At 60.2% G+C, this 21,178-nt stretch carries 21 protein-coding genes and 1 pseudogene; 6 read left to right on the plus strand and 16 right to left on the minus strand.

Annotated elements, in window-relative coordinates; genetic code table 11:
* Complete coding sequence (locus AB4Z13_RS30095) at positions 1 to 1,044, plus strand: L-idonate 5-dehydrogenase (RefSeq protein ID WP_442207555.1); 1,044 nt, start codon at positions 1 to 3, stop codon at positions 1,042 to 1,044.
* Here AB4Z13_RS30095 and AB4Z13_RS30100 read toward each other — a convergent pair.
* The 5 genes from AB4Z13_RS30100 to AB4Z13_RS30120 all read right to left on the minus strand — a co-directional run bounded on the left by AB4Z13_RS30100 (position 1,041) and on the right by AB4Z13_RS30120 (position 5,854).
* Complete coding sequence (locus tag AB4Z13_RS30100) at positions 1,041 to 1,802, minus strand: SDR family NAD(P)-dependent oxidoreductase (RefSeq protein ID WP_442207556.1); 762 nt, start codon at positions 1,800 to 1,802, stop codon at positions 1,041 to 1,043. The two genes, AB4Z13_RS30095 and AB4Z13_RS30100, sit on opposite strands and share 4 nt — an antisense overlap.
* A gap of 13 nt (positions 1,803 to 1,815) precedes the next feature.
* On the minus strand, positions 1,816 to 2,628 hold the full coding sequence (locus AB4Z13_RS30105) for an ABC transporter permease (protein WP_442207557.1): 813 nt from the start codon (positions 2,626 to 2,628) through the stop codon (positions 1,816 to 1,818).
* Positions 2,628 to 3,494, minus strand: coding sequence for an ABC transporter permease (locus tag AB4Z13_RS30110; RefSeq protein WP_442207558.1), 867 nt, complete (start codon positions 3,492 to 3,494; stop codon positions 2,628 to 2,630). Before AB4Z13_RS30110 ends, AB4Z13_RS30105 begins: the two co-directional genes overlap by 1 nt.
* A gap of 82 nt (positions 3,495 to 3,576) precedes the next feature.
* Positions 3,577 to 4,740 carry a polyamine ABC transporter substrate-binding protein gene (locus AB4Z13_RS30115; protein WP_442207559.1) on the minus strand — a complete coding sequence of 388 codons (1,164 nt, stop codon included), beginning with the start codon at positions 4,738 to 4,740 and terminating at the stop codon, positions 3,577 to 3,579.
* A gap of 22 nt (positions 4,741 to 4,762) precedes the next feature.
* Positions 4,763 to 5,854 carry an ABC transporter ATP-binding protein gene (locus AB4Z13_RS30120; RefSeq protein ID WP_442207560.1) on the minus strand — a complete coding sequence of 364 codons (1,092 nt, stop codon included), beginning with the start codon at positions 5,852 to 5,854 and terminating at the stop codon, positions 4,763 to 4,765.
* Between the two features lie 190 nt (positions 5,855 to 6,044).
* Here AB4Z13_RS30120 and AB4Z13_RS30125 point away from each other — a divergent pair, with 190 nt between their 5' ends.
* Positions 6,045 to 6,848: a helix-turn-helix transcriptional regulator gene (locus AB4Z13_RS30125; protein WP_442207561.1), complete on the plus strand. Its 804-nt coding sequence runs from the start codon at positions 6,045 to 6,047 to the stop codon at positions 6,846 to 6,848.
* A 28-nt stretch (positions 6,849 to 6,876) separates the two neighbouring features.
* On the opposite strand, the gene AB4Z13_RS30130 is transcribed toward AB4Z13_RS30125, so the two are convergent.
* Both AB4Z13_RS30130 and AB4Z13_RS30135 read right to left on the minus strand, forming a co-directional pair.
* Complete coding sequence (locus tag AB4Z13_RS30130) at positions 6,877 to 7,902, minus strand: fatty acid desaturase (RefSeq protein WP_442207562.1); 1,026 nt, start codon at positions 7,900 to 7,902, stop codon at positions 6,877 to 6,879.
* On the minus strand, positions 7,899 to 8,099 hold the full coding sequence (locus AB4Z13_RS30135; RefSeq protein ID WP_113320331.1) for a DUF4167 domain-containing protein: 201 nt from the start codon (positions 8,097 to 8,099) through the stop codon (positions 7,899 to 7,901). Before AB4Z13_RS30135 ends, AB4Z13_RS30130 begins: the two co-directional genes overlap by 4 nt.
* A gap of 461 nt (positions 8,100 to 8,560) precedes the next feature.
* Here AB4Z13_RS30135 and AB4Z13_RS30140 point away from each other — a divergent pair, with 461 nt between their 5' ends.
* Together AB4Z13_RS30140 and AB4Z13_RS30145 are read left to right on the plus strand one after the other, a co-directional pair.
* Positions 8,561 to 9,481, plus strand: coding sequence for an MYG1 family protein (locus AB4Z13_RS30140; protein ID WP_442207563.1), 921 nt, complete (start codon positions 8,561 to 8,563; stop codon positions 9,479 to 9,481).
* Positions 9,482 to 9,604: 123 nt separating this feature from the next.
* Positions 9,605 to 10,159, plus strand: coding sequence for a DUF309 domain-containing protein (locus tag AB4Z13_RS30145; protein ID WP_442207564.1), 555 nt, complete (start codon positions 9,605 to 9,607; stop codon positions 10,157 to 10,159).
* Between the two features lie 114 nt (positions 10,160 to 10,273).
* On the opposite strand, the gene AB4Z13_RS30150 is transcribed toward AB4Z13_RS30145, so the two are convergent.
* From AB4Z13_RS30150 to AB4Z13_RS30175, 6 genes are all read right to left on the minus strand, one after another.
* Positions 10,274 to 10,651 (minus strand): hypothetical protein, encoded by a 378-nt coding sequence (locus tag AB4Z13_RS30150; protein ID WP_442207565.1) that lies wholly within the window; start codon positions 10,649 to 10,651, stop codon positions 10,274 to 10,276.
* Between the two features lie 269 nt (positions 10,652 to 10,920).
* Complete coding sequence (locus tag AB4Z13_RS30155) at positions 10,921 to 11,778, minus strand: transporter substrate-binding domain-containing protein (protein ID WP_439018044.1); 858 nt, start codon at positions 11,776 to 11,778, stop codon at positions 10,921 to 10,923.
* Positions 11,779 to 11,814: 36 nt separating this feature from the next.
* Positions 11,815 to 12,597: an ABC transporter ATP-binding protein gene (locus AB4Z13_RS30160; protein WP_007826854.1), complete on the minus strand. Its 783-nt coding sequence runs from the start codon at positions 12,595 to 12,597 to the stop codon at positions 11,815 to 11,817.
* Complete coding sequence (locus AB4Z13_RS30165; protein ID WP_442207566.1) at positions 12,594 to 13,340, minus strand: ABC transporter permease; 747 nt, start codon at positions 13,338 to 13,340, stop codon at positions 12,594 to 12,596. Before AB4Z13_RS30165 ends, AB4Z13_RS30160 begins: the two co-directional genes overlap by 4 nt.
* On the minus strand, positions 13,340 to 14,059 hold the full coding sequence (locus tag AB4Z13_RS30170; RefSeq protein WP_442207567.1) for an ABC transporter permease: 720 nt from the start codon (positions 14,057 to 14,059) through the stop codon (positions 13,340 to 13,342). The genes AB4Z13_RS30165 and AB4Z13_RS30170 overlap by 1 nt, the downstream gene beginning before the upstream one ends.
* The gene (locus AB4Z13_RS30175) at positions 14,056 to 15,480 is read right to left on the minus strand and encodes a M20 family metallopeptidase (RefSeq protein ID WP_442207568.1); all 1,425 of its coding nucleotides are present in this window, start codon (positions 15,478 to 15,480) and stop codon (positions 14,056 to 14,058) included. Before AB4Z13_RS30175 ends, AB4Z13_RS30170 begins: the two co-directional genes overlap by 4 nt.
* Positions 15,481 to 15,657: 177 nt before the next feature.
* On the opposite strand from AB4Z13_RS30175, the gene AB4Z13_RS30180 reads away from it, so the two are divergent.
* Positions 15,658 to 16,293 (plus strand): GntR family transcriptional regulator, encoded by a 636-nt coding sequence (locus AB4Z13_RS30180; protein ID WP_442207569.1) that lies wholly within the window; start codon positions 15,658 to 15,660, stop codon positions 16,291 to 16,293.
* Positions 16,294 to 16,505: 212 nt separating this feature from the next.
* Positions 16,506 to 18,347: a bifunctional diguanylate cyclase/phosphodiesterase gene (locus AB4Z13_RS30185; protein ID WP_442207570.1), complete on the plus strand. Its 1,842-nt coding sequence runs from the start codon at positions 16,506 to 16,508 to the stop codon at positions 18,345 to 18,347.
* Between the two features lie 65 nt (positions 18,348 to 18,412).
* Here the strand turns inward: AB4Z13_RS30185 and fcl are convergent, their stop codons facing one another.
* From fcl to AB4Z13_RS30200, 3 genes and pseudogenes are all read right to left on the minus strand, one after another.
* A complete protein-coding gene (gene fcl / locus AB4Z13_RS30190; RefSeq protein ID WP_442207571.1) occupies positions 18,413 to 19,384 on the minus strand; it encodes a GDP-L-fucose synthase in 972 nt (323 codons plus the stop codon).
* Positions 19,377 to 20,480, minus strand: a complete 1,104-nt coding sequence (gene gmd / locus AB4Z13_RS30195) for a GDP-mannose 4,6-dehydratase (protein ID WP_007826842.1) — start codon at positions 20,478 to 20,480, stop codon at positions 19,377 to 19,379. The genes fcl and gmd overlap by 8 nt, the downstream gene beginning before the upstream one ends.
* 179 nt (positions 20,481 to 20,659) lie before the next feature.
* Positions 20,660 to 21,178, minus strand: a pseudogene (locus AB4Z13_RS30200) (hypothetical protein); the annotation flags it as partial.

A 21,178-nucleotide genomic window follows, 5' to 3' on the forward strand; every position in this document is an offset into this window, starting at 1 on the left:
ATGCACACCCGTCTGGCACGGCTTTATGCAAAGGGCGATCTCAGGATCGAGACTGATCCGGTCGCAGCCCCCGGTCCGGGCAAAGTGCTTTTGAAGATGGCAGCCGCAGGCATCTGCGGCTCCGACCTGCATTATTACCAGGACGGCGGTTTCGGACCGGTCAGGGTTCGCGAGCCAATGATACCCGGGCACGAGGCCGCTGGAACCGTGGAGCAGGCAGGTGAGGGCGTCACCCTGAAGGCCGGAATGCTGGTCGCCGTCAATCCGAGCCAGCCCTGCGGTGCTTGCGAATATTGCCGTATCGGCTTGCCTATCCACTGCCTGGAAATGCGCTTCATGGGCAGTGCGATGCGCCTGCCGCATGAGCAGGGCATGTTTCGGGAATGGCTGGTGGTGCCGGCCAAACAATGCGTTGAGGTTGGAGCCTCGATAACGCCTGCGGAAGCGGCCTGTAGCGAGCCGCTATCCGTCTGCCTGCACGCCGCATCGCGCGCCCCCGGCATTGCCGGCAAGAAAGTCCTGGTGACAGGTGCCGGACCGATCGGCTCTCTAATGGTTGCCGTTATCAGCCATTATGACGCTGGCGAAATCGTCGTTACGGATCTTGCCGACGCGGCGCTCGCGCGGGCGAAAGCCATGGGCGCCAGCCGCACGATCAACGTGGTGCGGGATGCAGAGTCATTTGCAGAATTCCAGGCAGGAAAAGGCTATTTCGATCTCGTCTTCGAATGTTCTGCCGCCGCCCCGGCCATCCAGAGTGCGATTGCGGCGGTCCGGCCGCGCGGCACCATCGTCCAGGTCGGCGTCACCGGCGACGTTCCGGTGCCTCTCAACGCCATTGTCGGCAAGGAACTGCACATCCACGGAACGCAGCGTTTCCATGAGGAGTTCGCAACCGCCGTCGACCTGATTTCCCGCCGGAAGATCGATGTGCGGCCAATCATCAGCCACAGCATGCCCCTCGAAGACGCCGTTTCAGCCTTCGACATTGCCGGCGACCGTTCGCTGGCCTGCAAGGTGCAACTGACCTTCCAGTCAGCCTAAACGACGGTCTCGCCGCCATCGACGACGAGGATTTGCCCCGTCATGTAGGACGAGCGGTCCGAGACCAGGAACAGGATCGGTTCGGCTATCTCCGAAACATCCGCCCAGCGGCCGAGCGGCACCTTCTCGGCGATGTAGCCTTCAATGGCGCCGCGCCCGCCCATCTGCGCGATGAACGGCTCATTGAATGGCGTGTCGACCCATCCGGGGCAGAGTGCATTCACGCGGATGCCGAACTTCGCATAGTCGCCCGCCATCTGCCGGGTCATGGCGATGACAGCATGTTTGGTCGTCGTATAGGCGATCATTTCGCGGTCGTAGAGCACGCCTGACGATGAGGACGTATTGAGGATTACGCCTTTGCCTGCCTTTTTCATGATCGGCATGACGAAACGCGCGGCCATGAAATGCGCCCGCACGTTCAGGCTCCAGGACTTGTCGAAACCTTCGATGGCAACCTGCTCCAGATCGCCGGCCACCTGCGCGCCCGCGTGATTGTGCAGAATGTCGATCCGGCCGTGACGTGCAGCAACAGCGGCAATGCCGATTTCAAGCGCCGGGTCGTCCGTGACATCGACCATCATGCTTTCGGCGCCACCGCCTGCCTCGACAATCAGACCGACGGTTTCTTCGGCATTTGCGAAATTGATATCGGCAACGACGACATGGGCGCCTTCGCGCGCCATGATCTGTGCGCCGGCCCGTCCGATGCCCGAGCCTGCGCCCGTGACGATTGCAACGCGATCTCTCAGTATCATGGCATTTCCCCGGTCAGTTTGTCGTTGTCTTTTCGCGCATCAGGAAGCGCGCGATGAGAATGAGTGCAAGCGAGGCGATCAGCACCATCGTCGCGACTGCATTGATTTCCGGCGTCACGCCGCGGCGGATGGAGGCGAAGACATAGATCGGTAGCGTCGTGTTGGAGCCCGCCACGAAGAAGGCGATGATGAAATCGTCGAAGGAAAAGGTGAAGGCGAGTAGAAAACCCGCCAGGATCGACGGCATGATCTGCGGCAGCACGATCTGCCGAAAGGTCGTGAAGGGTGTGGCGTAGAGATCGCTGGCGGCCTCGACGATATCGCGCCCGAGGCTCGCGATGCGCGCCTTCACGATCATCGTCACCAACGCCATGGTGAAGAGCCCGTGCGCAGCAATGATCGAGCCGTAGCCGAGTGCCAGCTTTGGCGGCTGGTCGCCTGGCCAGAGGGCGGCGATAACAGGATTGATGAAGCCGAAGACTTCGACGAGGGCAACCAGCGTTGCAATGCCGATGACGACACCCGGTACCACGATCGCGGCTGCAAAGAGCCCGTCGAAGATCGCCCGGGTCCTGGTGCCGAGCCGTTCCATGCCGATCGCGGCCATAGTGCCGAAGATCGCCGCCAGTGCCGCACTGGTGACGGCGATGATCAGGCTGTTGCGCAACGCCTCCATCAGGAAGGTATTGGACAGAGCCCGACCATACCATTGCGTCGAGAAGCCGGTGAACTCGCTGGCATTGCGGCCCGCATTGAAGGAGAAGAGCACGACGAGCGCGATCGGCGTGTAGAGGAACAAATAGACGAAGGTGACGAGCGCGCGCATCAGATGAGATCCACCTGCCGCGTACCGGCGACACGCCAGGCGATGCGCATGGCGACGAGCAGTACGATGACGACGACGGCGACGAGCGTGACGGCTATCGCCGAGCCGAACGGCCAGTTGCGTGATTGCAGGAAGAGATCGACGAGCGCATTGCCGATGAAGAACACCTTGCCGCCGCCGAGAAGCTGCGGGATCAGATATTCGCCGAGCAGCAGGATGGTGACCAGCGCGACGCCGGTCATCACGCCCGGAAGCGACAGGGGCAGGGTAATACCGAAGAAGGTCGAGATAGGCTTTGCACCAAGGTCGGCCGAAGCTTCGAGCAGCCGGCGGTCCAGCTTCTCGAGGCTGACATAGATCGGCATGATCATCAGCGGCAGGTATCCGTAGACGATGCCGAGCAGCACAGCGCCGGGTGTATTGATCAGCCTGACATTTTCGATGCCGACGAATTCAAGCAGATGCGGAATGCCACGTGCGCCGAGCAGATACATCCAGGCATAGGTGCGCACCAGCAGGCTGGTCCAGAAGGGAACGACGACAAGCGAGACGAGCAGCAGCCGGCGCTGCGGGCTTGCCTTGACCGCGAGATAATAGGCGACCGGATAGGCGACGACGAGGCAGGCAGCCGCTCCGATCGGCGCCAGGATCAGCGTATTGACGAAGGCTGCCGACCGCGCGCCGAGATTGGCGAACTGCTCGAAGGTGAAGGCTGGCTGATAACCGCCCTCCGGCGCCCGCTCGCCAAAGGCAAAGACGATGATGGCGATGAAGGGCAGCACCAGGAAGACGAACAGCCAGATACTGGCCGGGCCGACAAGGGCGACGGTGATCAGGCGCCGTTTGGTGGCGTGGGGCAGGGGCATGGCTTTGGTCTTCATCCGCCGGATCAAGGAGCTGAACCGGCTCCCGCAGTAAGCCGCGGGAGACCGGCATTCAGAGGTGGTGTCAGGCCGACTTGAAACGTGCCATCAGTTCAGCGCGACCCGGATCGGTGAGCGTGACAGCGGCGCCGAATTCCAGTGGCGTAAGGGCTGTTTCGTCCGGATAGACGATCTTGTTGGACGTGACCTCCTTCGGCAGCAGCGCAATGACGCGGCTGTCAGTGGTCGGTGCACCGTTGGCAATGTGCTCCTTCACCGCATTCTGCGGGTCCATCAGGTAGTTGAGCAGCGCGTAGCCGGCGGCCTTGTTCGGTGCATCCTTGGGGATCGCGTAATAATCAGTCCAGATTTCACCGCCATCGGTGCCGAGGATATAGGCAAGCTCCGGCATGTCGCGGTTGAGCTGCGCGCCGTCATTGGTCCAGCACATGGTCAGCCATGCATCGGTCGAACGCATCGACGGCTGATAGTCGGAATTGATGGCGAAGAGATGCGGCTTGACCTTGATCAGCAGTTCTTCCGCTTTGGCAAGCTCGTCAGCCTTGATCGAATTGAAGTCATAGCCGAGCGAAACAAGCGCGCTGCCGATCGTCGTCAACTGGTAGTCATGCACCATGGCGCGGCCGTCGGCTTCCGTCTGGGCGATCTCGAAGAAGTCCTTCCAGCTCGAAAGCTTGGTCTTGATCTTGGACGTGTTGACGGAGAAGCCGGTCGTGCCCCAGTTCTTCGGCACGGCATAGGTCTTGCCGTCGATCTGGCCTTCCTTGGTGAAGCGGGGGCTTTCGCTTGCCTGGCTGAAATCCGGGATCTTTGAAAGGTCGAGCTCTTCGATCAGGCCGAGCTTGTGATGGGTCGAGATCGTGTAGTTGGTCGGCACGAAGAGCGACCAGCCGGAAGCGCCGGCCTGCAGTTTGGCGAGCATTTCCTCGTTCGAACCGAAGACGTTGACCTCGACGGCAACGCCGGTTGTCGCCTTGAAATTCTCGAAGGTCGCCGGGTCGTGGTAATTCGGCCATGTGGCGATCGACATCTGCGTGCCGAGATCTTCTGCCGAATAGGCGGGCGTCGATAGCGCGCCCGGGAAGCGAGACAGCACGGCGGTCGCAAGACCGAGGCCGGTAATGCCGAGGAAGTGGCGGCGGCTGACGGAACCGCGCTTCAGGCGCATGAACTCGTCCATGAAACCTTCGGCGGAAATGGGCAGATTGTCCTTATAATCCTTGCTCATGATGCTGTTCCCTTGTTCTGGTTTATGCATTCGATGCTGGAAAGACATGGATGGCGGCGGGGTCGAAGCCGAGGAAAACCTCCTCGCCCGGCTCCACGAGATCGCTCTCGTTCATGCTGCGGCGATCGGCCGTGATCAGGAAGTCGCCAAGCCCCGGCACGCTGACGGCATACTCCGCCGATGAACCGAGGAAGATGCGGTGCGTCACTGTCCCCTTGAACGACGTGCCGGTCGCCGCCGCCGTACGTGTCATATGGATCGCCTCGGGGCGCAGCGCAGCGATGACGTCTCCTGGCGCCAACCGCTTGCCGGAGGCCATCGCCGACCCGTCCGCCAGCCGCAGCGTCGTACCATCAGGTTCCATCGCGGCAGTGATGCGGTTGGTCTTGCCGACGAAATCGGCGACGAAAAGATCGGCCGGGCGGTCATAGACTTCCTGCGGGCTGCCGAGCTGACGGATGCGCCCGGCACTCATGACGCAGACGACATCTGCCATCGAAAGCGCCTCTTCCTGGTCGTGGGTGACGAGGACGAAGGTGATGCCGAGTTCGCGCTGCAGGGTCTGCAGCTCGATCTGCATCGCCGAGCGCAGCTTCTTGTCGAGGGCTGCCAGCGGTTCGTCGAGCAGCAGCACGGAGGGGCGATTGACGATGGCACGAGCGAGCGCCACACGCTGCTGCTGGCCGCCCGACATTTCATGAATCCGCCGCGTGGCAAAGCCACCAAGTCGGACCATCTCGAGCGCCTCGGCGACACGGCGGTCGATCTCCGCCGACCCGATTCTCGGGCGCATCTGCTTCAGCCCATAGGCAACGTTCTGCTCGACATTGAAATGCGGAAACAGCGCATAGTGCTGGAAGACCATGTTGACGGGTCGGCGATAGGCCGGAACGCCGTTCATCTCACGCCCGTCGATCAGCACGGTGCCTTCGCTCGGCTGTTCGAAACCGCCGATCATGCGCAGGCAGGTCGTCTTGCCGCAGCCGGAAGGCCCGAGCAGCGCCAGGAACGCGCCCTTGGGCACAGTAAGGTTGATGTCCGTTACGGCGGTCACGGCGCCATAGTTTTTTGTGACCGAACGGAATTCGATATCGTTCGTCGAAGCGGATGCCACGTCTGTTCCCTGCGGTTGGTTGGAATGGCAGTCTGTCGCTGCCTTATTGCCACCGTCGTTAAGGAAAGAGTAAGCCTGAGCTTCCTGCACGGTATATACCCCGAGAGAGGTATTTAGGCGCACAACGTTTCGTGGAAGGTGTATATCCGGGCTGCGCGAAACTGCGCGGAACGGCGGAGAGGAAGGGCTAGTGAGTATCGACCTGGAGACGCTGTTTGCCGCTTTCAATGCCACGGTCGGCAAGTCAGCCATGACGGATGCGGGCTTCGGCGATACGTTCCGCCAGATGATGGCCGCACTCGTGCGCTTCGACTATGTCGTCGTCTTCGCCTATCGCGGAAAAGAGCGGCCGATCGATCTCTACAGCACCTTCGATCGCGAAGAGCACGTCGTTTTCGTGACGCTCTATCAGGCCGGTCCTTACCTGCTTGATCCCTTCTATCATACCGCACACGAACGGCGGGAGGGCGTCTTCAGGATGCGCGAGCTGGCGCCGGACCGGTTCTTTTCCAGCGAATATTATCGCACCTATTACGTCCAGACCGGACTTGCCGAGGAAATCGGCTTCTTCGTACCTGTCGGTGGCGATATCACGGTCGTGTTGTCGCTAATGCGGCGCGAAAAGACCGGCGCTTTCCCGCCCGCCGAATTCGCCACGCTGAAGAAGGTCGAGCCGCTCGTGGCCAGCATGGTGAAACAGTATTGGGCCGGGCTCGCGCCGCGCTTCGACACGCAGCTTGCCGCGAGAGGCAGGAGCCGCCGCAAAAGCGAGGGCAGCCCGCGCGCCGATACTGTCTGGCACGACCTCAACCTGACGGGCCGTGAAACGGCAATCGTCGAACTGGTGCTGCAGGGCCATTCGTCGGAATCGATCGGCCTGAAGCTCAACATCTCGACGGGGACGGTGAAGGTTCACCGCCGCAACGTCTACCGCAAGCTCGGAATCTCCTCACAGACGCAGCTGCTCTCGCTTTATCTGAAAAATCTGAGCTGACCGATTGCTGCGCGCGCCGGGGCTGCAGTTAGGCGCGCGCCTCTGCCTCGCGCAGCGAAATCAGCCGTCGTGCCGTCTCGTCCCAGAGGATGAGTTTCACGCAGCTGAGGCTGTCACGAATGTTGATGCGCCCAAGCTTCGCCAGCTCCGGATAGTCACGCAGCACTTCCGGCAACCGGTAAAACGGCACTCGGCTCGATAGATGGTGGACATGGTGCATGCCGATATTGGCGGTGATCCATCGCAGCGGGCGCGGCAGATCATAATGCGAGGCGCCATGCATGGCGGAATAGGGGAACGTCCATTCCGGAGGCTTGGACCAGTGGGTATCTTCGAATTGGTGCTGAACATAGAACAACCAGACACCAGCCGATCCGGCAAGCAGAACGATTGGCAGATGGATCAGCAGAAAGGGAACGATGCCGACGGCCCAGATGAGGAGAACGGCCAGCGCAGCGATACCGGCGTTGGTCGCCATCGTCGAAAGCCAGGGCAACACCCCGGAGCGCATCATGCCGAATGGCAGTCTTTGCTTGAAGAGAAAAAGATAGGCAGGGCCAATGCCGAACATGACCAGGGGATGCCGGTATAGGCGATAGGTGAGTTTTCCTCGCCTCGTCAGGGAGCGATATTCCTCGACCGTCAGGGTGGTGATATCGCCGACCCCCCTCTCATCCAGATTGCCGGCTGAGGCATGGTGTTCCGCGTGCGCGCGTCGCCAATAGTCGTAGGGTGTGAGCGTGAGAACGCCGATCGCGCGCCCTGTCCAGTCATCCCACTGACGCCGTCCGAAGAACGAGCCGTGCCCGCAATCATGTTGCAGCATGAAGAGCCGCAGCAGGAATCCGGCGGCAGGGATGACGAGGATTAAGCCGAGCCAATAGCCGAAGTGGATCGCAACCCACGCTGCTGCCCAAAGAAGGATAAACGGGATCAGCGTCACGGCCAGTTCGTACAGGCTTCGGCCTGTATTGGGTTTTCGGTAATTCGAGAGAATCTTGAGCCAGGCTTTTTCGGTACCGGCGTCTTGGCCGGCCGTCATCGTTGCGTTCATAGTCGGTCGGCGTCTTTCTGTTGGGCAGCGCTGCGGAAGAAGTGTTCGGCATGCTGGTAGTCATTTTCTGCGCCGATCCGGTCGCCGGCTAAAGATTTCAGCTCGGCAAACTGAAGGTACTGCTTGTGTCGATCCAGCAGGCGCTGCCTCGATGGTGTAGCACTTCTATTGGGGTGGGCGAAATGGTGATTATTCATGATAGATCCGAACCGCGCGGGTTCGCTCCTGATTGTCTGAAAATGATTGCTTGAGTGCTCTGCGCAGCTTGCAACTGATGCCTTGTCTTAGGAGACTGCGGCAAGGTGCGTTAGTGAGCGGCGAGGCGGCGTTTCCGCCAGCAGATGGGGTCGTTCTGATCTGGTCTGTATGAGATCCACGCGCAGAAGCAATACTCCACTGCGGCTGCTACAAATCGCTGATGGGAAGGTGGCAAGCGCGCGTCGGCAATCGGGCAACGGAGCCTGCATCATCGAGGATACAATATCCTCGGATGTTTACGGTATTACTGCAGCATTGTGGCTGCATCACGTCCGGGATGCCTGCAAGCTATCCGGATCGAAAGAATTCTGTCGCTTCCCGCACCCGCTGTTGAGCTCGCGACCGACGCAGGCTATCAGGACGGGCAACAAAGTCCCGGTTCCGAGAGACGCATCTGACAATGACCCCTTCATACCTGGTTACGCATTCCGGCGGCTTCCACGCCGATGAGTTGCTTTCGAGCGTCATCCTGACCCGGCTGTTCCCTGAGGCCAGGATCATTCGCAGCCGAAATGTCGAATGGACCACACCGGCCACCGATCGCATCATCTACGACGTCGGCGGGCAGTATGATCCCGCCGCAGGTATTTTCGACCACCATCAGCGTGGCGCGCCCGTGCGTGGGGACGGACGGCCCTACAGTTCCTTCGGCCTGGTCTGGAAACACTATGGAGCGGATTATCTTCCAGCTCTGGGAGTGCCCGAAGCGCATGTTTCATCGGTGCATGCTTCGTTCGATGCCAAGTTCGTCCTGCCGGTCGATCTGACCGACAATGGTGCACTTGATCCTTCCATCGCAGGCGAGCTGGCCGGCCTTACGCTGCCGGCCTTGCTGGAAACCCTGAAGCCGGTTTTCGATGCCAAGGATCCCGAGGCCGATGACAGGGCGTTCCATGCCGCCCTTTCGATCGCGCGAAGCTTCGTCGAGGCCGGTATCGCGACGCAGGATGCCAAGCTGCGCGCCGAAGCCCTCGTTCTCAAGGCGATCAGCGAAACAGGCGAGGGGCGCGTCCTCGAACTGCCGATGGGCATGCCTTTTCGTGCGGCGATCGTAAGGGCGAAGGCCGATCATCTGCTTTTCGTCGTTCACCCCCGGGAAAATGACTGGTGCCTGACCGGTATCCGCCGCGCAGACGAGGGCTTCGAGCTGCGCGCCGATTTGCCTGCATCATGGGCGGGATTGACCGGCCAGGAACTCGAGCGCGTCTGCGGCGTCGCAGGAGCAACCTTCTGCCACAAAGGCCTCTTCGTCGCGGCGGCGAAAAACCGCGAAGCAGCACTTGCGATGGCACAAATCGCCGTAGACGAGGCCCTTTCGTAGGACGATCGGCGTGCGTCGGCGACGTCGTTCCGCGCTTATAAGGAAAGCCGGTCCAATGGCGGGCGACGAAGCGATTTGCCGGCCGGCTTGCGCACAGCTTCGCTTGCGATCATGGTCACCGGCATGATGATTGTTGAGGTTATGCAACGTCCTCGTCTACTGCCGCAGAGAAGCTTTCCGCGCTACGCCTATTTGCCCGGCCGAATGCCCCATCCCGTCAGGGATCCGGCAGGGCACAGTTACCGGGTCGAGCCTGCGCCGATTCTTCCGACACTCGATTCCGATGAATTCGCGTGGGGCTCTGACCTTTTCAACCATGGCTATTACTGGGAAGCCCATGAGGCCTGGGAAGGGATCTGGCAGGTCGCGGCGAGAGGCAGTGCGCTGCGCACCCTGCTTAAGGGCTTGATCCTGCTCTCTGCTGCCGGCGTGAAGATCCGCGAAGGCAAGCGCGCACCGGCCATGCGTCATGCAGGCCGCGCCGCCGGGCTGTTTCGTCAACTATCGAAAGTCCCGCATGAGGCCTTTTCGCAGGCACTCGGAATGTCGCCGGCGATGCTTGCTGACAGAGCAGAAGCATCAGCAAGCGTTCCGCCGGTTTTGCGGACGACCGGGCTGGGACAGCCCGAACCGGTTTACGATTTCATTCTTGGAAACCCACGAAGCTTCGCGCCATAAGGGATCTATTGGCAGCTCTGATTGAGACAACAACATGGGCAATCGCTACGTGCTCGGCTTTCCGATGATGATGGCCGTGGACCCAACGCTCAGTGCCCATCGCCAGCGCTCTCATCAAATTTCCATGACATCTTCAAACGATTCCGGGAAATTCTGACGTGCTACCTTTTCGTCGATGACCAGCATCGCCTCATAGGACATCGGATCGAAATCCTTGTCCACAGCCACCACTTCTCGTCCAAAGAGCAGGTTGAGCCGAGCCGCGTCCAGATTGCCACGCTCGAAGGGCTCTGCCCCGAAATGATGCCAGAGCGCATGCAGGAAGGCTGCATCGACCCCGTGCTCTGCCGTGCCGGGTCGGGCGCGGCGGGGCAGGGCCTTGATCGGCGTCACGCCCCTGGGATTGGCCCGCCGGATGGTGAACTGAATGCCGCTCCCCGGCATGCCCGATGGGAAGCCGCGGTGTTTCGTCATATCGGGAAGATTGGCCATAGCTTACTCCTTCGCAATGGGTTCGGTCCCAATATCGGGCTTGTCGATCGCAATACTCGCAGCCACACGAATAGCGGTATAGGCGCCGCTTTACGAGCGCTGCAAGGGTCTATCCATTGAATATTCCGCGACGGAATGTTGAGCGCTATGGCTGGTCCGACGTCTCTGCCATCAAGGAGATCGGCGGAACGCTACGCGCAGGCGCTGATGGCCGGCCAAATGGCGATACCCGGCGACTTTCACTCGCCGGGTATCAATCGCAAATTTACTCACTTCGGCGTGACGTCGAAGCCGAACCACTTTTCCGACAGCGTTTTGATCGTGCCATCCGCCTTTGCGGCGGCAATTGCGTCGTTGAACATGGCCTTCAACTCGGTGTCGCTCTTGCGCAGGCCAACGGAGCTGCCGCGGCCGAGGAAGCCGCCCTGGAAGCGCGGGCCGGTGGTCGTCATGTCCTCGTTGCCTGGCTTCTCGGAAGCCGTGGTCAGATAGGCCATGGACGCCATGACGATATCGACACGACCGGCCTTGAGATCGAGATCATGCTCTTCCGTCGTCTTGTATTCTCTGACATCGACGATACCCTTCAGATATTTGTCAACGAAGGTCGCTGCGGTTGAGGCCGTCTGAACGCCGATCGTCTTGCCCTGGAGCGCCGGCTTGATCTTTTCGATCTCGGCAGCAGCGCCCGCTTCATCGCTGGCGAGTGAGAAGACCTGGCCCTTTTCAGGCAGGTTTGCGAGATCGCCCGTCTTCGAGGTCGCAAAGGCCTGGCCGGTGGAGCCGTAGGAATCGCTGAAGGCGATAACCTCTTCGCGCTTGGCCGTCGCCGACATGCCGGAGATGATGGCGTCGAACTTGCCGGCGTTCAGCGCCGGGATCATGCCATCGAAATTCTGGACGACGATCTTGCACTCGACCTTCATGTGGTCGCAGAGATATTTGGTCAGCTCGATCTCGTAACCATCGAGCGAACCATCCGGCTTGGTGAAGTTATAGGGCTTGAAGGCGCCTTCGGTGGCGATCGTCACCGTCGTCCACTTCTTGTCTTCGGCATGCGCGATGCCGGCCGTCGCGATGATGGCTGCGGCTGATGTCGCCGTCAGAACCCGTGAAAAGAACGTCATGTTTTTGCTCCCCTTTTCTTTGTTTGGGCTGAGAAACTATTTGCTGATGAACTGGCGGAAACGGTCCGACCGGGAATTAGCGAAGACCTCCTGCGGCTTGCCGTCCTCTTCGACGACGCCCTGATGCAGGAAGACGACCCGGCTGGAGACATCTCGGGCAAAGCCCATTTCGTGGGTGACGACCAGCATGGTGCGACCTTCCTCGGCGAGCGCGCGCATGACGCGTAGTACTTCGCCGACGAGCTCCGGATCGAGCGCCGACGTCGGCTCGTCGAACAGCATCACCTTCGGCCGCATGGCAAGCGCGCGTGCGATCGCCGCGCGCTGCTGCTGGCCACCGGAAAGATGCGAGGGGTAGAAATTCCGCTTCTCGGCAATGCCGACCTTGGCAAGTAGCGCCTCTGCTTCCTCGATGCATTCCGCCTTCGAGCGGCCGAGGACATGCACCGGCGCCTCGATCACGTTCTCGAGCACCGTCTTGTGAGACCAGAGATTGAAACTCTGGAAGACCATGCCGAGCTGCGAGCGGATACGGTCGACCTGCCTGCGTTCCGCTGGCCGACTGCCGCCTTTGTGGTCGGCCACCATGCGGATCGTCTCGCCTGCGACGGTCACCTCGCCGGAATTCGGCATCTCCAGAAGGTTGATGCAGCGCAGAAAGGTAGACTTTCCCGAACCGGAGGAGCCAAGGATCGAGACGACATCGCCTTCATGTGCATCAAGCGAGATGCCTTTCAGGACCTCCATAGGCCCGAAGCTCTTGTGCAGATCCTTCACGCTGAGCGCGATCGGAGAAAGAGGGGCATTCGCCGCAGTCATCGGGCGTCTCCTTCGAGTGCGGATGCGGGGGCGGCCGCGGCCGCCAGATGGTGGGGAACAGGCTGGCGCAAATGCGGGCTTAGCCAATATTCGACAAGGTTTACGAGACGCGTCAGCACGAAGTTGATCGCCAGGTAGATGGCGCCTGCAACGATGAAGACTTCGATTGCCCGGTAAGTCTCGGAAATGGTCCTGGCGGCGACGCCTGTCACCTCCATCAGGGTGATGATCGAGGCGAGCGACGTTGCCTTCACCATGGCGATCATCTCGTTGCTATAAGCCGGTAGCGCCTGCCGGATTGCAAGCGGCAGAACGATGCGACGGAACTGCATAAGCCGGGGCATGCCGCAGGCGCGCGCCGCCTCGATCTGGCCGAATGGCACAGACTGAAGTCCGCCGCGAATGATCTCGCTGGCGTAGGCGGCCGTATTCATGGTCAGCGCAAGCACGGCGCACCAATAGGGTTCACGCAGGAACGGCCAGAAGATGCTGTGCCTGACCTCGGGAAACTGGCCGAGCCCGTAATAGATCAGGAAGATCTGCACGAGCAGCGGCGTTCCGCGGAAGACGAAGACATAGGCGCGCGCAAACCATTCGAGCACCATGATGCCGGAGAGCCGGCACAGTGCGATCGCCAGCGCCAGGATGGCACCGAGCGCGATCGAGGTCGCCGCAAGTTGAAGCGTCAGCGGAATGGCGGAAACGAGACTGACGAAGGTTTCGCCGAGAAATTGCCAATCCATCAGCCTCTCCTCACGCCGCGAGAGAAGTGCTTCTCGGCCCGCCTTAGGAAAAGTCCGGAACCGGTTGAAATAATAAGATAGATCGCCCCCGCGACAACATAGAAATCGAAGGGGAGACCGGTCGAGCCTGCCGCTACCTGTGTCTGGCGAAGCAGTTCGGCGACGCCGGTGATGGACACGAGCGCGGACTCTTTCAGAACGACCTGCCAGACGTTGCCAAGGCCCGGCAGCGCGTGGCGAAGCGTCAGCGGCGCGACGATACGGCGGAACCGCAACGCTCGGCCCATGCCGCAGGCAATGGCAGCTTCGATCTCACCGGGATGGACGGCCTTGAACGCCCCACGGAAAACTTCGGTAAATTGCGCACCTGAGGTGACGCCGACAGCAAGAGATCCCGCGAGGAAACCCGGAAAGCCGAGGAAGCCTTCAGCGCCGAACAGCCGGCCTAGAGCAGTGACGGCGGCGCTGCCGCCGAAATAGAAGAGGTAGATGACCAAGAGATCCGGTATGCCCCGAAGGATCGTCGTATAGGCGTCTGCGGCGATCCTGAGGCCGCGCCCGCCCGATATCTTCGCCCAGGCGCCGAAAGTGCCGATGAGGGCGCCGATCGCATAACCGGAAATCGCAACCAGAATCGTCATCCACGCGCCGGCCAGCAGCGCCTTGCCCCAACCATCGGGGCCGAAGCTTATGAGCTCGAGGATCCCGGGCTGGTTCATGGTGTCTGCTTCTCCGGCAGCAGCGGCTGAACGTCATCGGGAATCGGATTGACGAATGGCGTCCCATCGAGGCGGCCCCTCAGGTCCGCCTTGGCCGCCTCGATGAGTGCCGGATTGCGGATCAGGTCGATGGCGGTGCTGGCCATAACCTTTGCCGCGTGTTCCGTGCCTTTATGGGCTGCCGGAAGCTTGCCCTGAGCAACCAGCTGCCAGGAGTGACCGGGCGTGCCGATCGCATAGGTCGCGCCGCGCATCTGTACCGTTGGTACGACCCAGCTGACGCTCCCCACATCGGTCGAGCCGACGATTGTGCTGTCGCCGGCATAGAGCGGGAAGATTTCCTCGCAAAGCGGCTGGTCCTTCTTCGGCTTAAGACCGAAGCGCGCGTAGGAAGAGGCGATGTCCTCGGCGCTCATGGTTGCCTGGAATGTCCGGGCAGTGGCGCGGTCGTCTTCATCGAAGACGGGCGGGCCGAGGCGTTCGAGGTTGGCAAACATCAGTTCTTCGAGCGGAACGTTGCCGACGAGATTGGCGTCACCACTGATCACTTCGCTGCGGACCGACGTCTCGGTCATGAGGGCTGCGCCCTCCGCGACCTTCTTGACGCGGGCGACGAGCGACAGGAGTTCAGGCAGGTTCCGGGCGCGGATGAGATAGCGCACCGTCGCACGGGCCTGCACCACATTCGGGGCCGACCCGCCGGTATCGGTCACGGCATAATGGATACGCGCCGTCGAGGGCATATGCTCGCGCATATAATTGACGCCGACATTCATCAGCTCAACGGCATCGAGTGCGCTGCGGCCGAGATGAGGCGTTGCCGAGGCATGCGAGGAGCGGCCGGTGAAGTGGAAGTTGAGTTCGTTACAGGCAAGCGAAACCGGGTTATTGACGCCGGCAAAGGCAGCCGGGTGCCAGCAAATGGCAATGTCGACGTCATCGAAGACACCCGCGCGAACCATGAAGCCCTTGGAGGACCCGCCTTCTTCTGCCGGACAGCCGTAATAGCGCACGCGACCCTTGAGGCCGTTTGCCGCGAGGAAATCCTTCACCGCGGCTGCTGCAAGCATCGAACCGGCGCCGAGCAAGTTGTGGCCGCATCCATGGCCATTGCCATTTGCCGTCGCCTCACGCTTTTCAGCGAGACCGGCCTCCTGGCTAAGCCCCGGCAGCGCATCGAATTCTCCGAGAATCGCGATAATAGGGCCCCCTTCGCCGGCTTCGCCCATGACAGCCGTCGGCAGTCCCGCGACGCCACGCTCGACACGAAATCCTTCCGCTTCCAGCTGGCGCGCGTGCTCCTCAGCGGAGCGATACTCCTCGTAATTCGTCTCTGGCATATCCCAGATCCGGTCGCTGAGCGCAAAAAAGGCTTCGCGCTTGGCTTCGACGATGTCCCACACGGCAACAGAGTTTTTCATGACTTCCAAAACAGTTTCATTTTGCATAGTATCCAAAATTGGCGCCAATTTAGGATACAAAAAATTTATGCGCAATCCATGTGCACGAATAAATTTTCATCACGGCAAACTGTTTCGGCTGCCTTACGGACATGCCTCAGCCCGTGATATCGATGAAGAAAGTCAGGGGAAGTTCGAATGGCGGATGTCATGATGGATTCGGAGCAGGGGACGTCTGCCGGGCGCGACGTGACAGACCTCGTGCTTCAGGATATCCTGGCTGGTGTGCTTCTGCCCGGAACGTGGCTGAAGCAGATCGATCTCGAGCGACGTTACAGTTGCACGCGGCCTGAAGTGCGCCGGGCTCTCGATCGCCTCGCCCAGAAGAGGCTTGTCGAACATGTGCCGAACCGCGGCTACCATGTCTATGAGCCGGACGGTCGGCGCGCGCGGGAAGTCAGCGAGATCCGCATCATCCTGGAAACGGCCATCGTCGGAACGATAATTCAAAACGCGTCGCCGGCAGACATCACCAATCTGCGCGGACTGGCAGAGCAGTTCGACTTCATGGTGCTGAATGGCACGATGCTGGAACTCTATGAAGCAAATCTCGCCTTTCATCGCCAGTTGCTGATCCTCGGCGGCAATCAGGAACTGGTCGACCTCATCACGGAAATTCGCCAGCGGACCTCATCGGCGCCGGTCTCACAGTGGCGCACGCGCGCCCGTGTGGAACAGTCGGGCCGAGAGCACCACCTGATGGTCGATGCAATCGAAGCTGCCGATACGGAGCGCCTGAAGGAACTGGTGCGACAACACATTCTTCAGGGCTAAACGCGTCTAACCTATCCCGCCAATCACTTCGCCGTCGTTGTAACTTGCAGCCGCGACCGCCCATAAGGCGAGAACGTACCGTAAATCTGGGGCTTCGAATTGTAGTCGATAAATTTCCGAACCCGTAACATAGTACCTGCTAGTTTTTGATCGTAGCCGGTCGAACGGGTTTCGAGGCCATTCGAGCGAAAGGCAACATGACGAGGCCGGGCATGCGAGGACAGCTTCAGCAGGAAATCTTGGATATGCTGGCACGAGGGTCTTCCCTCGAAGACGCCTGCGATCGTATTTGCGAGCATGCTGAACGGCTTGCAGCCGGCGTCATTTGCTCAATCGTGACCGTTGACCGCGAAGGGCTCCTGCATCCTTTGGCGGGGCCAACGATCGCCAAAACCTATTCGGATGCGCTCGACGGAATACCGATTGGGCCTGATGTTGGCTCATGCGGCACGGCTGCCCATTTCCGCAGGCCGATCGCCGTCACCGATATCTTTGCAGACCCGCTCTGGATCCCCTATCGGCCGCTTGCCGACATCCTTGCGAAAGAACATGGCGTCAAGGCCTGTTGGTCGAGCCCCATACTGCGCAGCGACGGACGCGTGCTCGGCGCGTTCGGATTTTACTACAAGGACAATCGTGGCCCCACGCCCGAAGAACGCATGATCGTCGCCGAGTGCCTCGACCTTTGCTCGCTGGTGCTCGAGCGCGAGGAGGTGAAAGCCGATAATCAAAGGCTCGCCTTTTTCGACAATCTCACCGGCTTCGGCAACCGTGCCAACTTTTTGAAGACGCTGGAGGCCGCGGTCGACCGTGCCTCCGCGCCTCTTTCGGTTCTGCTCGTCGATATCGATCATCTCGGCCGGGTCAACGACGCCTTCGGGCATGCGACCGGCGACAGATTGATCCTGGAGGTCGGTCAAACGGTTGCACGGATCGCGGCGCCGGCGGCGATCTTCAGGGTGGATGCCGATGAGTTCGCAGTATTGATCGAAAATCGTTCCGCAACGGACCTATCCGCGGTTTCGGCAGAAATTCTACGTGCTATGGAGAACCGGACGCCGCAGCGCGACGAACATCTCCTGCCGGTCTCGGTCACGTGCGGGGGCGCAACCTTCGAACCGTCCGGGCCACCCGACGTTCCGACCTTTCTGCAACATGCAAATCTCGCACTCCACCATGCCAAGCAGACAGCCAGAGGCGGTTTTGTGCTTTACAGCGACGATCTTGCCGGGGCGATCGCAAACCGGTTTCGGGCGCTGCAGACAGTGACGAGCGCCTTGGCCGAAGATCGGATAGAGGCGCATTACCAACCGATTGTCAGCCTTCCAACGCAGGAAATCATTGGCCTTGAGGCTTTGTGCCGCATTCGTACGGACGGTGGCCAGATCCTTTCACCCGGCGCGTTTGCCGAGGCGCTCCAGGATCCGTCGGTGGGCTATCTCCTGACAGACCGGATGCTGGAGCAGGTCGCCCGCGACATCCGATACTGGCTCGATCTCGGGCTCTCGTTTCAATATGTCAGCGTCAACGTATCGATGGCGGATTTCAATCAGGGAAATCTCTGCGAGCGGATCAAAAGCGTTTTTGCCCGCCACCGCACGCCCCTCAAGCATGTCGTGCTCGAGGTCACCGAAACGGTCTATATGGACGAAAAAGACGGGAAGGTCGCAAAAGCGATCGAGGAGCTTCGACGGGAAGGGCTGCTTGTGGCGCTCGATGATTTCGGCACGGGGTATGCCTCGCTCACGCATCTGCTGAATTTCCCCGTCGACATCATCAAGATTGACAAGACCTTCATTGACCGGATGTCCGACGGACCCGGCACCGTCATCGTCAAAGCCCTTCTCGACATGTCGATCGGTCTTGGTACACGGATTGTGGCCGAAGGTGTGGAAACGGAAGATCAGGCAGAACGTCTGCGGCGCCTCGGATGCCCCTATGTGCAGGGATATCTGTTCGGCCGTCCGGTTGACCGCGACAGGGCAACGGAAGCGTTGCGAGCCGAGGCTCCCCTTCGGCAAGCAAGGCGAAGCGAAAACTCAAGCGGCCCGTGACCTTGATACGCTGACGATCAGGCGCGTCAGATAACGCGATTACTGTGACGACAACTGAGCTGCGCTCACTCTGCAGCCTCGTTGTGGCGTTCGAGATAATTCCCCTTCAGGAAGGACTGGTAGGCGTCTGCAATGCCCTCCTTCAGGCCTATCTTCGGTGACCAGCCGAGCGCGCGGAGCTTGTCGGCGCTCATGAGCTTGCGTGGCGTGCCGTCCGGTTTGGTGAGGTCCCGCGTGATCTCGCCTTCGAATCCGACGACCTCTGCGACAAGCCCTGCCAATTCCAGGATGCTGATGTCTTCGCCTGAGCCGACATTCACATGACTTTCGGCGGAATAGGTCTTCATGAGATGGACGCAGGCGTCGGCGCAATCATCGACATGCAGGAACTCGCGCAGCGGCGTTCCCGTGCCCCAGATGCGTATTTCCTGCTCGCCGTTGAGCTTGGCCTCATGCGCTTTGCGTATCAGCGCCGGCATGACATGGCTTGAATCGAGGTCAAAATTGTCGCCTGGCCCATAGAGATTGGTGGGCATGGCCGAGATGAAATCCTTGCCATGCTGTTTTCGGTAGGCAGCGCAAAGCTTCAGTCCGGCAATTTTGGCGATCGCGTACCATTCATTCGTGGGTTCGAGCGACCCGGTGAGAAGCGCCTCTTCGACGATCGGCTGATCGGCGAACTTCGGGTAGATGCAGGACGAACCCAGGAACATCAGCTTTTCGACGCGAACTTTACAAGCGGCGTGGATGACGTTCGCCTCGAGGATAAGGTTGTCGTAGAGGAAGTCGGCCGGATAGGTATCATTGGCGAGAATACCGCCGACCTTCGCAGCCGCCAGAAAGACGGCATCGGGACGGTTTTTCCCCATCCATGCCTCCACCTGATCCTGCCGCCTCAGATCGACCTCGGCGTGCAGGGCCGTCAAGATCTCGCAGCCCTCGGACGCGAGACGCCGTACGATCGCAGAGCCCACCATGCCGCGGTGCCCCGCGACATAGACTTTTTTTCCGGCAAGGCTGTAGATGACCTCAGGCATGGACCAGGCCCTTGTTCGCACCGACCAAGGGAACATTGCGGGCCATGACTTTCAGGTCCTCGCGAACCATCTCCGCAACCAGCTGGTCAAGACTGATCTCGTTTTTCCAGCCGAGCTTTGTATGCGCCTTTGTCGGATCACCGAGCAGAAGGTCGACTTCAGTGGGCCGAAAATAGGCAGGGTCGACCTCCACCACGCAGCGGCCGGATATCTTGTCGTACCCCTTTTCCTCGGCACCCTCCCCACGCCAATCAATCGGCATGCCTACCCTGGCAAAGGCCTTCTCGACAAAAGAGCGAACCGAATGCGTTTCGCCGGTCGCAAGAACATAATCCTCCGGTTCGTCCTGCTGCAGCATCAGCCACATGCCGCGGACATATTCTCGTGCATGTCCCCAATCGCGCTTGGCATCCAGATTGCCGAGATAGAGCCGGTCCTGCAGGCCGAGATGGATGGCAGCCGCCGCCCGGGTGATCTTGCGGGTCACGAAGGTTTCGCCACGGATCGGGCTTTCATGGTTGAACAGGATGCCGTTCGAGGCATGCATGCCATAAGCCTCGCGATAATTCACGACGATCCAATAGGCATAGAGCTTGGCAGCCGCGTAGGGGGATCGAGGGTAGAAAGGCGTCGTTTCGTTCTGCGGGACCGCCTGAACTTTGCCGTAGAGTTCGGAGGTGGATGCCTGATAGAAACGGGTCTTCTTGGTCAGGCCCAGTAGGCGAATAGCTTCAAGCAGCCGCAGAGTGCCCGTCCCATCCGCGTTGGCGGTGTATTCCGGCGTCTCGAAAGACACCTGGACGTGGCTTTGTGCGGCAAGATTGTAGATCTCGTCGGGCTGCGTTTCCTGGACGATCCGGATGAGGTTTGTCGCGTCGGTCATATCTCCGTAGTGCAGGATGAAGCGCGGATTCTCGACATGAGGATCCTCGTAGAGATGCTCGATGCGATTGGTGTTGAAGGACGACGAACGCCGCTTGATGCCGTGAACAATATAGCCCTTGTCCAGGAGCAACTCGGCCAGATACGCACCGTCCTGACCTGTTACGCCGGTAATCAGTGCAACTTTCCTGTCATGTCTCATTCCGGTATCCATGATCGCTCTCCAACTCGAATACTAACGCTGTTTCTGGGAAGTCGATGCTGCAAGAGACGGGCGTTATGCCGCCCCATGCAGGTGCAATGCCTCGCCGAATGCCATCGACAGGCGGTATTTCGGTGTTTGAACGGCGGTTCCCGCCTTGCCTGTGATGCGGTGATCGAAACGTCTGGCCCTCATTTTTGCATCCCCAGATACGGGTGCAGCCAACGCAGGGTGAACCATGCCGCGATCGGCGATGTCTCGAAATTCTGATAGGTCATCAACGACCTTGCGTACAATTCGGAGTCACGGAAGTTATATTTGGCGTGCTGTTTGGGTTTGACATTGTTGATGGCGACGACGATGTCGGCATTGCGGGCGCTTCTGAGCTGCTGCAGGCAGAATTCGGCGGCCCGTCGGCTGGTCTTTGCCCATTGCACGACCATCAGCGTTCGCTCAGTGAGCGCCGTCAGATGCATCGTATCGGCCGAGGCGAGCACGGGCGCGCTGTCGAAGATGACGATCTGGCCCCTGGCGCGGGCCATATCGATGATCTCGGCCACGTCGGTCAAACGCACGCGCCGCTGCAGACGGGGGTTGCCGGTCGGGATGAAGTCGATACCGCTCGGATGGTGATAGACGACGTCCTCAAGACTTGCCTGCCCACTCAGGAACTCATTCAGCCCCTGTTTCAGGCCGGACCTGAACAGCGT

It is taken from the genome of Rhizobium sp. YAF28 (genome assembly GCF_052113285.1).
Classification (GTDB): Bacteria; Pseudomonadota; Alphaproteobacteria; order Rhizobiales; family Rhizobiaceae; genus Rhizobium.

Excerpts from the sequence above, each read along its gene's own strand:
- AB4Z13_RS30095 (WP_442207555.1), top strand. The coding sequence starts at position 1 with ATGCACACCCGTCTGGCACGGCTTTATGCAAAGGGCGATCTCAGGATC.
- AB4Z13_RS30100 (WP_442207556.1), bottom strand. The coding sequence starts at position 1,802 with ATGATACTGAGAGATCGCGTTGCAATCGTCACGGGCGCAGGCTCGGGC.
- AB4Z13_RS30105 (WP_442207557.1), bottom strand. The coding sequence starts at position 2,628 with ATGCGCGCGCTCGTCACCTTCGTCTATTTGTTCCTCTACACGCCGATC.
- AB4Z13_RS30110 (WP_442207558.1), bottom strand. The coding sequence starts at position 3,494 with ATGCCCCTGCCCCACGCCACCAAACGGCGCCTGATCACCGTCGCCCTT.
- AB4Z13_RS30115 (WP_442207559.1), bottom strand. The coding sequence starts at position 4,740 with ATGAGCAAGGATTATAAGGACAATCTGCCCATTTCCGCCGAAGGTTTC.
- AB4Z13_RS30130 (WP_442207562.1), bottom strand. The coding sequence starts at position 7,902 with ATGAACGCAACGATGACGGCCGGCCAAGACGCCGGTACCGAAAAAGCC.
- AB4Z13_RS30135 (WP_113320331.1), bottom strand. The coding sequence starts at position 8,099 with ATGAATAATCACCATTTCGCCCACCCCAATAGAAGTGCTACACCATCG.
- AB4Z13_RS30140 (WP_442207563.1), top strand. The coding sequence starts at position 8,561 with ATGACCCCTTCATACCTGGTTACGCATTCCGGCGGCTTCCACGCCGAT.
- AB4Z13_RS30145 (WP_442207564.1), top strand. The coding sequence starts at position 9,605 with ATGATGATTGTTGAGGTTATGCAACGTCCTCGTCTACTGCCGCAGAGA.
- AB4Z13_RS30150 (WP_442207565.1), bottom strand. The coding sequence starts at position 10,651 with ATGGCCAATCTTCCCGATATGACGAAACACCGCGGCTTCCCATCGGGC.
- AB4Z13_RS30155 (WP_439018044.1), bottom strand. The coding sequence starts at position 11,778 with ATGACGTTCTTTTCACGGGTTCTGACGGCGACATCAGCCGCAGCCATC.
- AB4Z13_RS30160 (WP_007826854.1), bottom strand. The coding sequence starts at position 12,597 with ATGACTGCGGCGAATGCCCCTCTTTCTCCGATCGCGCTCAGCGTGAAG.
- AB4Z13_RS30165 (WP_442207566.1), bottom strand. The coding sequence starts at position 13,340 with ATGGATTGGCAATTTCTCGGCGAAACCTTCGTCAGTCTCGTTTCCGCC.
- AB4Z13_RS30170 (WP_442207567.1), bottom strand. The coding sequence starts at position 14,059 with ATGAACCAGCCCGGGATCCTCGAGCTCATAAGCTTCGGCCCCGATGGT.
- AB4Z13_RS30175 (WP_442207568.1), bottom strand. The coding sequence starts at position 15,480 with ATGAAAAACTCTGTTGCCGTGTGGGACATCGTCGAAGCCAAGCGCGAA.
- AB4Z13_RS30180 (WP_442207569.1), top strand. The coding sequence starts at position 15,658 with ATGGCGGATGTCATGATGGATTCGGAGCAGGGGACGTCTGCCGGGCGC.
- AB4Z13_RS30185 (WP_442207570.1), top strand. The coding sequence starts at position 16,506 with ATGCGAGGACAGCTTCAGCAGGAAATCTTGGATATGCTGGCACGAGGG.
- fcl (WP_442207571.1), bottom strand. The coding sequence starts at position 19,384 with ATGCCTGAGGTCATCTACAGCCTTGCCGGAAAAAAAGTCTATGTCGCG.
- gmd (WP_007826842.1), bottom strand. The coding sequence starts at position 20,480 with ATGGATACCGGAATGAGACATGACAGGAAAGTTGCACTGATTACCGGC.